Source organism: Mesorhizobium japonicum MAFF 303099 (genome assembly GCF_000009625.1).
GTDB lineage: Bacteria > Pseudomonadota > Alphaproteobacteria > Rhizobiales > Rhizobiaceae > Mesorhizobium > Mesorhizobium japonicum.
In genome coordinates, this window is record NC_002678.2 from 5,419,801 (window position 1) to 5,432,425 (window position 12,625).

Annotated in this window: 12 protein-coding genes; 1 reads left to right on the forward strand and 11 read right to left on the reverse strand. The window is 61.9% G+C overall.

Translation table 11 applies throughout. The features are described from left to right. Window positions 1-2 precede the first annotated feature (2 nt). From MAFF_RS27030 to MAFF_RS27040, 3 genes are read right to left on the reverse strand one after another with little or no spacing between them, the layout of a single operon-like run. Window positions 3-1,514: an RnfABCDGE type electron transport complex subunit D gene (locus MAFF_RS27030; protein WP_010914187.1), complete on the reverse strand. Its 1,512-nt coding sequence runs from the start codon at window positions 1,512-1,514 to the stop codon at window positions 3-5. After that, entirely contained in the window at window positions 1,511-2,233 is a 723-nt protein-coding gene (locus MAFF_RS27035) for an FAD:protein FMN transferase (RefSeq protein ID WP_244420623.1), read from the reverse strand. Before MAFF_RS27035 ends, MAFF_RS27030 begins: the two co-directional genes overlap by 4 nt. Before the next feature lie 25 nt (window positions 2,234-2,258). Beyond that, window positions 2,259-3,032, reverse strand: coding sequence for an FMN-binding protein (locus MAFF_RS27040; protein WP_157866092.1), 774 nt, complete (start codon window positions 3,030-3,032; stop codon window positions 2,259-2,261). Window positions 3,033-3,311: 279 nt separating this feature from the next. Here MAFF_RS27040 and MAFF_RS27050 point away from each other — a divergent pair, with 279 nt between their 5' ends. Then, on the forward strand, window positions 3,312-4,007 hold the full coding sequence (locus MAFF_RS27050; RefSeq protein WP_010914190.1) for a VIT1/CCC1 transporter family protein: 696 nt from the start codon (window positions 3,312-3,314) through the stop codon (window positions 4,005-4,007). Between the two features lie 409 nt (window positions 4,008-4,416). Here the strand turns inward: MAFF_RS27050 and ccoS are convergent, their stop codons facing one another. The 8 genes from ccoS to ccoN all read right to left on the reverse strand — a co-directional run bounded on the left by ccoS (window position 4,417) and on the right by ccoN (window position 12,497). Continuing rightward, window positions 4,417-4,572: a cbb3-type cytochrome oxidase assembly protein CcoS gene (gene ccoS / locus MAFF_RS27055; RefSeq protein WP_010914191.1), complete on the reverse strand. Its 156-nt coding sequence runs from the start codon at window positions 4,570-4,572 to the stop codon at window positions 4,417-4,419. Beyond that, window positions 4,569-6,857, reverse strand: a complete 2,289-nt coding sequence (locus tag MAFF_RS27060) for a cation-translocating P-type ATPase (RefSeq protein ID WP_010914192.1) — start codon at window positions 6,855-6,857, stop codon at window positions 4,569-4,571. Before MAFF_RS27060 ends, ccoS begins: the two co-directional genes overlap by 4 nt. Then, complete coding sequence (locus tag MAFF_RS27065) at window positions 6,854-7,351, reverse strand: FixH family protein (RefSeq protein WP_010914193.1); 498 nt, start codon at window positions 7,349-7,351, stop codon at window positions 6,854-6,856. The genes MAFF_RS27060 and MAFF_RS27065 overlap by 4 nt, the downstream gene beginning before the upstream one ends. Then, window positions 7,348-8,907, reverse strand: coding sequence for a cytochrome c oxidase accessory protein CcoG (gene ccoG / locus MAFF_RS27070; protein WP_010914194.1), 1,560 nt, complete (start codon window positions 8,905-8,907; stop codon window positions 7,348-7,350). Before ccoG ends, MAFF_RS27065 begins: the two co-directional genes overlap by 4 nt. A gap of 210 nt (window positions 8,908-9,117) precedes the next feature. Next, window positions 9,118-9,981, reverse strand: coding sequence for a cytochrome-c oxidase, cbb3-type subunit III (ccoP, locus tag MAFF_RS27075; RefSeq protein ID WP_010914195.1), 864 nt, complete (start codon window positions 9,979-9,981; stop codon window positions 9,118-9,120). Window positions 9,982-9,983: 2 nt separating this feature from the next. Continuing rightward, window positions 9,984-10,133 (reverse strand): cbb3-type cytochrome c oxidase subunit 3, encoded by a 150-nt coding sequence (locus MAFF_RS27080; protein ID WP_010914196.1) that lies wholly within the window; start codon window positions 10,131-10,133, stop codon window positions 9,984-9,986. A 12-nt stretch (window positions 10,134-10,145) separates the two neighbouring features. Next, on the reverse strand, window positions 10,146-10,877 hold the full coding sequence (ccoO, locus tag MAFF_RS27085) for a cytochrome-c oxidase, cbb3-type subunit II (protein WP_010914197.1): 732 nt from the start codon (window positions 10,875-10,877) through the stop codon (window positions 10,146-10,148). 9 nt (window positions 10,878-10,886) lie between these two features. Then, window positions 10,887-12,497, reverse strand: a complete 1,611-nt coding sequence (gene ccoN, locus MAFF_RS27090; RefSeq protein ID WP_010914198.1) for a cytochrome-c oxidase, cbb3-type subunit I — start codon at window positions 12,495-12,497, stop codon at window positions 10,887-10,889. Between the last annotated feature and the right edge of the window lie 128 nt (window positions 12,498-12,625).

Sequence of the window (12,625 nt, forward strand, 5' to 3'; positions counted from 1 at the left end):
CTTCAGGCAAAACCCGGGAAATAGTCGACCTTTATCTTCGGGCGGCGAACGCCCATGGCCAGCAGCTTCTGGCGCAGCGCCTTGACCATCGCCTGCGGGCCGGAAATGTAGAAAGTGCGCTCGAGGTAGTCGGGTATTGCCAGACGTATCAGGCGCTCATCGATGTATCCGGGATATTGCCCGCGCTCGCCACCGCTAGCCACAGCGTGTATCGTCTTGATACCAAGTTCCTGTCTGGCCGCACCAAGCACTTCGCGATAAGCGATGTCCTGCTGGCCTTCGGTTCCGTAGAGGATGACGATCGGTCGCCGCTCCTTGCGGTCGAGGAGATATTGCAGCATCGAGCGGAACGGCGTGATGCCGATGCCTCCGGCCAGGAACGCGATCTTGGTTTCACGCCGGGCGGGCAGCGTGAAGTTGCCGGCCAGTTGCGCGGCGTGGATCGTGCTGCCCGGCTTCATGGTCATCAATTCGCGCTTGAAGGCGCTCGATTGCGGATAGAACTTGACACCGAGGCGGACTGTTTCCTCCGTCGGCGCCGAGGCGACCGTGAAAAAGCGGCGGTTGCCACGGTTGTCGGCACGATCGAGGCCAAGCGTCCATTCGAGATACTGGCCGGCCTCAAAGGCGAGCTTGCGCGGGGACCGGAAGACGAAGTCAAAGCTGTCGACGGCCGATTGCTCAATGCGTTCAAGAGTCAGCACGAAGCGTCCCTTGGGGCCTGCCGCATAGGCAAACAGGTTGCCGGCAAGCAGCGCCAGTTCCGGCGTGAAATAGAACGAGCCGATATGGATGTTGGGAGCAAACAGAAAGCCGACGATGGCGGCGAAGGCGATACGCGGCCAACGCATCGTCGGCGCGGTCAGCGGCTCGGTCAGCATCACAAAGGCAAAGAAGAGCAGAGGCGACGAACCCAGTGTCTCGGCAAGCGCGGTCCAGTATTGCGATGGGTCCGTGGTTGCCAAAATGGTCGCCAGCGCCACGACAACGAAGGTCGAGACTAGATAAAGCCGGCGCAGTTTCCGGACAATGAGCATACCGCCGACGAGCACGAGTGGAAGCAACGGCAGATTGCCACCAACCCACCAGGTGGCTGGTTGGTCGAGCAGCAGCGCGGATAGCGCCACGCCCAGTGCAGCCGGGTTGAAAAGGTGCTTCCGGCCGATGGCGAGAATGAATTTGGATGAAATCGCCCAGACAGACGCGAATGCCACCGCCGCGATCCCCTTAATGTCCGTGACCGCAACCGGATCGAGGATAAGCGCCAGAATGAGCGCGGTGATGTAGACGGACTCCTTGTTGGCCGGGACTGCGAAGATCCGTGCAAAGACCTTATTGGTAATCCAGCAGGCCGCCAACGCCAAAGCCGTCGTGAAGGCAAGTGCAATCGGGTCATGTGGCACCAGCCTGACGAAGCCGAGAACGAACGCCGCGCCGACCAGCGCCATCAGATAGTAGAGGACCAGCCTGTACATCGTCAGGTGATCGAGAAATCGGTCGATGGTCTTGATCATGGCAGGCAAAGGGCTCCGAACCCGGTTGTCGGCGTAGCGCGGCCATTGGCGTCGACGAGATAGCCCTCAAGGCCTAGCGTCTGCTCGATGAAGAGAATGCCATCCCGCCCCATGGCGAAGGCCGCGGTGGCGAAACGATCGGCTTCGAGCACATCGGCGCCGATCACGGTCAGGCTGACGACGTCCTGGATCGGATGGCCAATTCCATGCGGATTGTAAATGTGTTGACCGCGGACATAGGTGCCGGAGGTTGCGACACCGCGACCGCGGGGATACACGATCTTTACGATCTCGTCCGTATTGAAGGGATTGCGGATGCCGACGCTCCAGTCATGGCCCGATGCATTCTTGCCGCAGGACTGGATATCGCCGCCCGCCTCGATGAAGAAATCACTGATGCCGGCCCGTTGAACAATCCCTGCCGCATTGCGGATGGCCCAGCCCTTGACGATGCCGGAAGGATCGAGCGACCCGTCGGGCTTGCGAATGTCGAAATATCCGTCCGTCTGGTCTTTCGTCTGTTGGGCGAGAGCGAATACTTCCATCATCTCGCCGCTCCAGTCGACGACCGGAACGTCGCCGCGGTTGATGGCCGCGATCTCGCTGTCGGCCCGGTACGTGCTGAAGCGCCGGTCGATATGTTCGAAATAGCCGAAGACCGTGTCGATCAGATCATCGGTCGACGTGCCACCGATGTCGACTGTGATGGGCATGCCCATCAAAATTCGCGTGTCGCGCATGGACCTACGACGACGCTTTCTTCAGCGCGCCGCGCAGCGACTGGATGAAAGCCCTGCTGGTCAGCGTCGCGCCCGAAATAATATCGACATCGGCGCTCTGGGCGCTGATCGCTTCGTCGCGCAGCATGGGCAGCGCCTGCCTGTTGATGTTGACGGAGGTGCGGCGATCGGAGGGATATTTCAGCACTTTCAGCGCCGTAAGCTGCCCGCCCTGTACGAGGGCCTGAATCTGGATGATGCCGTAGTAGGCATCGGCCGTGGGGCCGGTGTAGACGCCATCGGCATAGCCATGTGCGGCGGGCTTCATGCCCACCCGGACGACACGTACAGGTGCATTCGGATATGCCGGCCTCGGCTGCGGGACTGGTATGTAGATGGCGGGCGTTACGGCGAATGAAGGCGTTGACGACGCAGGATCGGTGACAGCCGGTGTCACTGGCTGCGCCGGCGGCGCTGGCGACGGTTGTGGTGCCACTGGAACCACTGTCTGTTTGACTGGATCATTTGGCCGTTCGGCGGGTACGGCTATGCCAGCCGTCGTTTCCCGGGCAATCGGGAGCCTTGTTCTGAAGCGGGGATCGAGGGGCGCCGGCGAGGTGCGGAGCACCGGCAAAGCCGCAGCGGATGCGGGCTCTTTCGGCTGCACGGTAGGGGCTTCGGCTGCGTCGGCCGGCAGCGCTTCCCCAAGCATATCGTTTGCCGGATTCTTGCCGGCCTGATCCCAGACATAGGCGCCGGAGGCAGCGATCACGAAAAGCGACAGTGCAATCTGTTTCATCGAATTGTGTTTCCACGTTGAAATCTCGCAGGGCGGTCCATCTGGTCCGCCTCGGAGGCAATATCCCACGAGCAAGCTGACAACTGGCTGTCAGCCGAGCTCAAGCTGCGAGAGCCCGTGAAGCTTAAGGGTAGACAGCAAATCGATTTGTCCTAAATCAAGATTCTCGCATAAGCCGCGAGGTAGGAAGATGCTCTTAGCGAGGTAGCTGCCTATGACCGTTGCCAACGAGCCTGCCGGCCATTCCGGCACCCACATCCTGAAGCATTGGGCGTTCGCGTGAGCCGCCTGCATACGGAAAACCATCTCATATCCCGCATTGGCTGGCTGCGCGCCGCCGTACTCGGCGCCAATGACGGCATCGTGTCGACGGCCAGCCTGATCGTTGGCGTGGCTGCAGCCAATGCCGCCGCCTCCAACGTTCTGGTGGCCGGTATAGCCGGGTTGGTAGCCGGCGCGATGTCGATGGCGGCGGGCGAATATGTGTCGGTCAGCTCACAGTCCGACACAGAGCGAGCCGACCTTGACCGTGAGCGAAGGGAACTCGCGACACAGCCGAGCTTCGAGCGACAGGAACTTGCGGACATCTATGTCAAGCGTGGCGTGGAGCCAAAGCTGGCCTTGCAGGTCGCCGACCAATTGATGGCGAAGGACGCGCTTGGCGCCCACGCGCGCGACGAACTCGGCATTTCGGAGATGACAACGGCGCGGCCGATCCAGGCGGCACTGGCCTCGGCGGCCGCATTTTCGGTTGGAGCGGCCATGCCATTGGCGATGGTGCTTGTTTCACCGGCCGCATGGCTCGCCGCAACGGTGTCTGTCGCCTCGCTCCTGTTCCTGGCCGTGCTGGGCGCCATTGGGGCCAAAGCCGGCGGCGCCAATGTGTTGAGGGCAACTGTTCGCGTCACCTTTTGGGGCGCGCTGGCAATGGCGCTGACCGCCAGCATTGGTGCCGTCGTAGGTACTGCCATCTGACGGTCTCGCAACTTTGATCCCGGCCTATGCCGTGGGCAACTGTCCTCCCGCAGAGTAATATCGAGAGGGTTCGGCCCGAGTTCTGCGGCGACACCAAAAATTTCGCCTTCGCTGATGTATCAGGCGATGACCTGCTGCCCATCCGGCGTGGTGCGGAAGACGCGCATGTGAGATCAGCACGAAAAACGAATGGGGCCTCGGTTTCCTGCTCGAAGATCGCGGAGTCCTTGGCGTAGCGTGACGATCGAGCGCCTTTGAGAATCTCACTTTGCTCCTGGGGCGCCATCCCCTGGAAGAGCGGCAGCTGCGATATCAGCGATCTGTCCAGCGGATTTCCTCACAGCCCTACGGGTTCAGGCATCGTAGCGCAGTTTGGCTGACTCCCGCCCTGATCCTACTTCGTTCTCCATCAGCGCTCGCTCTTGTCTTCTCCATCGATGAGGATCCTCTCGGCGGCTCCATCTAGATCTTCATACTGGCCACTTTTCAAAGCCCACAGGAAACCCCCAAGGCCAAGCGCCCCAAGGAAGAGGGCTGCGGGTATGAGGTAGGTGAGGTTTGTCATGACGATCGGGCCAGTTCGTTGAAGTCGGATTGCCTGTTTCGGCGAACATCCTTCGCCGGTGAATTTGGCATCGATGCTTGCAATCGCAGCGCATTTCCAATGACAAGCAGCGACGAGGCGGACATGGCGATCGCCGCTATCAATGGCGTCACGTGCCCCAGGATGGCGACCGGCACGGCGACGGCATTGTAAACGATGGCGATCGCGATGTTCTGGCGGATCAGTTGTCCCGCCTTGCGCGAGACGTCAAGTGCCAGCGGCACAGCCAGCAGGCTTTCGCGCAGGAAGACAAAGTCGGCCGCATTGCGGCCAATGTCGGCGGCGGTGGCCGGTGCGATCGAGACATGCGCCGCGCGCAGCGCCGGCGTGTCGTTGAGCCCGTCGCCCACCATCAGAACCTTGTGCCCGTCTTCCGCCAGGGTCTCGATCCGTTCGACTTTGCCGGATGGCAGCAGGCAGGGAACGAAGTCATCGACACCGAGCACCTTTGCCACCTCGGCGCAGGCTGCCGCGGTATCGCCTGACAGCATTTCCACCGACATCCCTGCATGCTTCAATTGATCGATGGCTGCACCGGCGTCGGCACGCAATGCATCCTCGAAAACAAAGCATGCGACAATCATCCCGTTTTTCGTCAGGACCGTTCCGCCGTAGCCATGTTTGCCTTCACCACCGGTTCGAGCCTTCCACCCAGCCCATCCCCGTCGACCCAGCCGCCAAGTGCTTCCGCCGTCAGTGGCTTCGATTCCAAATCCCGGGTGCTCGGTGACCGCATCGAATTTGTGTTGCCCGCCAGGAGCGGCAAAACCGGCTATGGCCTTTGAAAATGGATGACGCGAATGCGCGGCCATGTCGGCTGCGATTGACAGCATGGCCGGATCGATCGATGACGCGTTGACAAGTCGGGGCTGGCCGAGCGTGAGCGTTCCGGTCTTGTCGAACACCGCCGTATCGATTGTTGCCAGGCGTTCCATGGCCGAGCCGTCCTTGACCATAATGCCGTTCTCGAACAGGCGCCGCGCGGCGACCACCTGTACGATCGGGACTGCGAGACCGAGCGCGCACGGGCATGTGATGATCAGAACAGCGATGGCGATCGTCATCGCGCGGTGCCAGTCGCCGGTCGCCGCCATCCAACCCAGGAATGTCACGAAGGCGGTGAGATGAACCACGGGCGCGTAGAGTGCCGAGACGCGATCGGCGATGCGGCGATACTGCGAGCGGCCGCCCTCCGCGGCCTCCATCAGCCGGACCATTTCGGCCAGGAAGGAATCCTTCGCCGCGGCTGTCGCCTCGATCGTCAGCGAGCCGGTAAGGTTGAGCACGCCAGCCTGCACGGGCTCGCCCGGCGCCACGTTTCTGGGCGTGCTCTCGCCGGAGACCAGTGAGCAGTCGAGATCCGACGCCCCTTGAATGATCTTGCCGTCGACTGGGATTCTCTCACCGGCTGCTATCAGCAGTTGCATGCCGGGTTCGATCTCGCCAACCGGCAGATAATCCCGTGCGCCGTCGCCGCGCAGCACCATGGCGCCACGCGCGGCCAACTGTGACAGGCTTTTCACCGCGGTCCGGGCACGCTCCCGCATTACGTGATCCAGCGTGCGGCCGATCAACAGGAAGAACAGCAACGAAACCGACGCGTCGAAATAGGCATGGTCGCCGTGGTTGATCGTCTCATAGAGGCTCATGGCATAGGCAAGCGACACCCCGACCGCGATCGGTACGTCCATGTTCATGCGGCCGTGGCGCAACGCGTTCCAGGCCGACCGGAAGAAGATTCCGCCGGAGAATGCAAGTGCAGGGATGGCGATCAGCGCCGAGACCCAATGGAACAGGTCGCGGGTAGCACCTTCGGCGCCGGACCAGACCGAGACCGAAAGCAGCATGATGTTGCCCGCTGCAAAGCCGGCAACAGCGACAGCGCGGATCAGTTCGGCAAGCGTCTTGTCCTTGTTATCAATTTCGGCTTCGAACAGGTGCGCCTGATAGCCCAGCCGTCCCAGCGCGGCGACGAAGGGTGGTACCTCATTGCCACGCCACCGGATCGCGACCCGTTTCGTCGACAGGTTGACACGCGCGCCTTCGACATTGTCGAGCTTTCCCAGTGCCGTCTCGATCGTCTGGATGCAGGCTGCGCAGTGAACCATTGGGACTGAAAGGTCAGTTTGGTTAAGACCACCGCCGAGCGATCGGCTCGCCAACCTGATCTCCTGGCTTGATGGCAGGACGGACATGCTGCTTTCCAGATCCCGCGCCATTTCGGCGCCCGGTGCACAACAGCTCATTTCAGCGCTCCATGGGAAATCATGATCCTACGGACGTCGCGATAGGGCTTCGCGAGACCTGCATCGGCGTCCACCTCGACGATCCAAACGCCGTCCTTCGGCATGTGCTGGGCGGCGAATTCCTGGCCCGCGGCGAGGGCGAGCGTGACCGACTTATCCTCGGACTCGTAGGCCGGATGACGAAACAACACCTTGACCCCTCGCAGGGGAACCGGCTTGCCGGCGGCATCGCTGAGGCTGTAGCGGACTTCACCCCATGCGATGGTCAGTTTCCCGCTCCAGCCGAGGGCAGCCTGCGCGCGCCCTTCCTCGGCCTTCCTGTTGAACTGCTGGCTCGCCACATAGGTGTTCTCGACGACCAGGCCGGTCCAACTCGTGCTGGCGAGCGTCGCCATGGTCAGATTGACCGCGATGACCACGCCAAAAAAGGCAAGAATGACGGCCAGCATGTGCCTGCCGGTGAATTCGCGGGGCTTTTGCGCCTCGGCGGTCATCTGGCGATCTCCGGTGCGTTGAAGGTGGCGGTGTATTCGTCGGACTCGAAGCTCGCCTTGTCCTCGACCCGGAACGTGAAGGTTTGCGCGGTGCCCTGGATCTGACCCGCCGGCTGGCGCACGAAAACCTTCAGCACCTTCAGCCGGTCGGGTTCGACCGGGATGGCGAAAGAACGGCCTGCGGGGATATCGTCGCCGACCACGCTCATGTCAGCTCCTGGCAAGCCTTGCATCGTGACGACGATCGTCCTTGGCTCCGGGATCATGTTGAGCAGCTTGACGGTGTAGCCGTTGCGGATGGAGCCATCGGACAGGGTGACGAACTGCGGATTGCGGTCGTGGAGCACGTTCACTCCGAGCCGGTCGCGCGTCAGCAACGAATACACCACGCCCAGGCCGATCAGCGACCACAGGCCCATGTAGACGTAGGTGCGCGGTCGAAAGATTTTGCGAATGTGGAAATGGGCCACCTTGTCGGAGAACAGGCCGTCAGCGGTTCGGACCAGCGAAGGATTGACTGAACCCGAGCCCCCGGCGGTCGCCAGCATCATGTTGGCATTGTAGTCGGAGAGCGTCGCGTAGGAGATCAACCCATGCTCCCTGCCGAGCTTGTCCATGACGCCGTCGCAAGCGTCGATGCAGAGCGCGCAGGTGATGCATTCGAGCTGCTGGCCGTCGCGGATGTCGATCCCCATCGGGCAGACCGCGACGCAGGCATTGCAGTCGACGCAGTCGCCGACAGGCTGGCCCGCCGCGAGCACCTTCTTGGCGTGGCGCGAGCGCGGTTCGCCGCGCCAGTCATTGTAGGTGACGGTGAGGGAGTTCTCGTCGAGCATGGCGGCCTGGATGCGCGGCCACGGGCACATATAGGTGCAGACCTGCTCGCGCATCAACCCGCCGAACGTATAGGTCGTCGCCGTCAGTACGGCGACGGTGATGTAGGCGACGGGAGCCGCCGTGCCGGTGAAGAGTTCGCCGGCCAGCGTCGGCGCATCGGCGAAATAGAAGATCCAGGCGCCGCCGGTGGCCGCGCCTATGACCAGCCAGATGGCGTGTTTCGAGACCCGCAGCACGAGCTTGCGGGCGGTCCAGGGTCCGGCATCGAGCTTCATGCGAGCGTTGCGGTCGCCCTCGATGGCGCGCTCGACGACCAGGAACAGATCGACCCAAACGGTCTGCGGGCACGTATAGCCGCACCAGGCGCGCCCGACCGTCGACGTGATCAGGAAGAGGCCGACGCCGGCCATGACCAGAAGGCCGGCCACATAGTAGAATTCCTGTGGCCATATTTCGATGAAGAAGAAGTAGAAGCGCCGGTTGGCGACATCGAGCAGCACCGCCTGGTCCGGGGCGAACGGGCCGCGATCCCATCGCAACCACGGCGTCAGATAGTAAATGCCGAGCGTGATCGCCATCACCAGCCATTTGAACTGGCGGAAGCTGCCCGATGCACGCTTGGGGAAAACCTTCTTGCGCGCAGCATACAATGGCTGGCGCACTTTGGCGGAGTTGACCGCCTCTGCCTCGAGCCGTTCTACCTGCGTATTGTCCAGCACCGGTCTCTCCCGTCACGCAGCTTGTGATTTCGCCGGGCGGTCGGCCCTGAGGATGTGTGGCAGCGAAATGCAGCGTCGACCGGACTTTTGCCTCCGACCGGATCGCGCCGCGTTGATGCAGGTCAATCCCGGGCCTAGAATACAGTCGAGGCCCGGCAGGGCCGGGCCTCGTCGCTTGGACGGAGAGGGCAGGAGAACAGGCCCCCGTTGCTATTCTCCACCGCCAAGCGAATGCACGTAGACTGCGAGCTCCTTGACCCTGGTCTCGCCGAGACGGTCAATCCAGGCCGGCATCACACCATGTTTCGGCGCGCGAACCTGGGCGGCGATGGCTGCCTCGCCGGACCCGTAGAGCCAGATGGCATCGGTCAGATCGGGGGCGCCGAACTCCCTGTTGCCTTTCGCGTTGGCGCCATGACAGGCCACGCAGTTTTCCGCGAAGACCTTGGCGCCGGGCTCGACCAGACTTGTGTCCTGGACCTTACCGGAGAGGCTCGCCACGTAGGCGCTGACCTGCGCGATCTGCTCGGGCGTGATGATGTCGCCAAAGGCCGGCATCTCGGAGATGCGCGTATCCGGGTCGGACGCGAAGCGGATGCCGTGTGTGATCGTCTGTTGGATCTGGTCGGCCTTGCCGCCCCACAGCCAGTCGTCGTCGTTCAGGTTGGGAAAGCCCTTGGACCCTTGTGCGCCCGAGCCATGACACTGAACGCAATTGACCTTGAATGTCGCCCCGCCGGCCGCGACCGCGAATTCACGCAACGCATCGTCAGCGGCAATCTCGGATACGGTCTTCGATTGAATTGCCGCGACATACTTGCCCTTCGCAAGTTCGGCCGCCGCCAGCTCGTTCTTGACGTCATTTCGGCTCGAATAGCCGAGCAGCCCACTCGTCGCGGAAGACAGCATCGGCCATGCCGGATAGGCGATGGTGTAGCCGATCGCCCAGGCGATGGTGATGTAAAAGGTTATCACCCACCACCGGGGAAGAGGGTTGTTGAGTTCCTTGATGCCGTCCCACTCATGACCGGTCGTCGAGATGCCCGACACGTCGTCGATATGCTCTGTGCTCATGATCAGTCGTCCTTGAGGGGGATGCGGGCGGCTTCTTCTGCTTGGCTGCGGCCGCCCGGCCGAAGTGCGAAGGCAATGCAGCCGACAAAAAAGAGCGCCATGGCCAGCAGGCCCCAGCTGTCGGCGAATTCCCGCATCAGATTGTAATCCATGGGTCGTGCTCCTCAGCGGTAGCCGGCGGCTTCGTCGTAGTGTTTGAAATCGACCAGCGTGCCGAGCATCTGCAGATAGGCGACAAGCGCGTCCATCTCGGTGACCTGCTGCGGATTGCCGTCGAGATCTCCGACCTTCGCTTTCGGATAGCGGGCCAAGAGGCCGGACGTGTCGGCGTTGGGATCGGCCTGCGCCATCAAGTCGGCGTTGGCGTGCGTGATCATGTCGTCGGAGTAGGGGACGCCAACGCGCCGGTTCGCAACCAGATGCGTCGAGAAGTCCTTCACCTGGATTGGCGTGTCCTTCAGGAACGCATATTTCGGCATGATCGATTCCGGCACCACCGAGCGCGGATCGCTAAGATGCTGGACGTGCCAATCGTTCGAGTAGCGGTCGCCGACCCTGGCAAGGTCGGGGCCGGTGCGTTTCGAGCCCCACTGGAAGGGGTGATCGTACATCGACTCGGCCGCCAGGCTGTAGTGACCATAGCGCTCGACCTCGTCCCGGAATGGCCGGATCATCTGGCTGTGGCAGAGGTAACAGCCCTCGCGCACATAGATGTTGCGGCCGGCGAGTTCGAGCGGCGAATAAGGCCGCATGCCTTCGACCTTCTCGATCGTATTGTCGAGATAGAAGAGCGGGGCGATCTCGACGATGCCGCCGACCGTCACCACCAGAAGGGAACCAACGAGAAGAAGCGTGGCGTTCTTCTCGATGATCGCGTGTCTGTCCATCAAGCCCATTTCTGGCTCCTATTGTGCAGGCTGGAGGGCAGGAACAGAGCCCGGCAACGGTTGCTCCTGGCGCTGGTGGCCGAGGATCGTCATGGCGATGTTCCAGGCCATGATCAGGGCGCCGGACAGATACATGGCTCCGCCGACGGCGCGCATGATGTAGTAGGGATGCATGGCGGCGACGGTCTCGGCGAAGGAATAGACCAGGAAGCCCTGCTCGTCGTATTCGCGCCACATCAGGCCCTGCATGATGCCGGACACCCACATGACCGCTGCGTAGACGACGATGCCGAGCGTCGCCAGCCAGAAGTGCCAGGTGACCAGCCGCAGCGAATAGAGGCGTTCGCGGTTCCAAAGCTTCGGCACCATGTAGTAGATCGCGCCGAACGAGATCATGCCGACCCAGCCGAGTGCGCCGGAATGAACGTGGCCGATGGTCCAGTCGGTGTAGTGGCTGAGCGAATTGACCGACTTGATCGACATCATCGGGCCCTCGAAGGTCGACATGCCGTAGAAGGCGATGGCGATCACCATCATGCGGATGATCGGGTCGGTGCGGATCTTGTCCCAGGCGCCGGACAGCGTCATCAGGCCGTTGATCATCCCGCCCCAGGACGGCATCCAGAGCATGATCGAGAACACCATGCCGAGCGTCTGCGCCCAATCGGGAAGGGCGGTATAGTGAAGATGATGGGGGCCAGCCCAGATATAGAGGAAGATCAGCGCCCAGAAGTGGATGATCGATAGGCGATAGGAGTAGACCGGCCGGTTGGCCTGCTTGGGCACGAAGTAATACATCATGCCGAGGAAGCCGGCCGTCAGGAAGAAGCCGACCGCATTGTGGCCGTACCACCATTGCGTCAGCGCATCCTGGACACCTGAAAATGCGGAGTAGCTCTTGGAGCCCAGGAAGGAGGCCGGCATTGACAGGTTGTTGACCACGTGCAGCATCGCGATGGTCACGATGAACGAGAGGTAGAACCAGTTGGCGACGTAGATATGCGGTTCCTTGCGCTTCAGGATCGTGCCGAGGAACAGGATGAGATAGGCGACCCAGACGATGGTCAGCCAGATGTCGACATACCATTCAGGCTCGGCATATTCACGGGACTCGGTAATGCCGAGCAGATAGCCGGTCGCCGCCATGACGATGAAAAGCTGATAGCCCCAGAACACGAACCAGGCGAGATCGCCGCCGAAAAGCCGGGCGCGGCAGGTGCGCTGCACCACATACATGGACGTGCAAAGCAGAGCGTTGCCGCCGAAGGCAAAAACGACGCCGGATGTGTGCAGCGGCCGCAAGCGCCCAAAATTGAACCAGGGCTGGATGTTGAGATCCGGGTAAGCGAGCTGCAGGGCGATGACCACGCCCACCAGCATGCCGACCACGCCCCAGAACATGGTGGCGATGGCGCCGTAGCGGATCGGGCCATCCATGTAGGCGGACGGATCGATCGGAGCCGCCGGCGCGAAACTTGTGTTGCGCAGAAGAACAGCGATAAAGCCCAGCAGCACGATGAACAGCACCCACATATGCTGTCGGAAAGGCTCATCCACGCCAAAGCCGGCGGCCACCAGGGCTGCGAATGCGAACAGGCTTAGAGCCACAGTTTCAGTGCCGAATTTCATGACATGTCCCCGACCTCGGATTCCGTGCGCGGAAAGCAATCCGCAGCAGCACCAATTCCTCAGCCGGGTTGCCGGCGCCTTGATCCAGGTCAAAGCCCACCGCGTTATCATTGGGCAGCGTAAGCCTT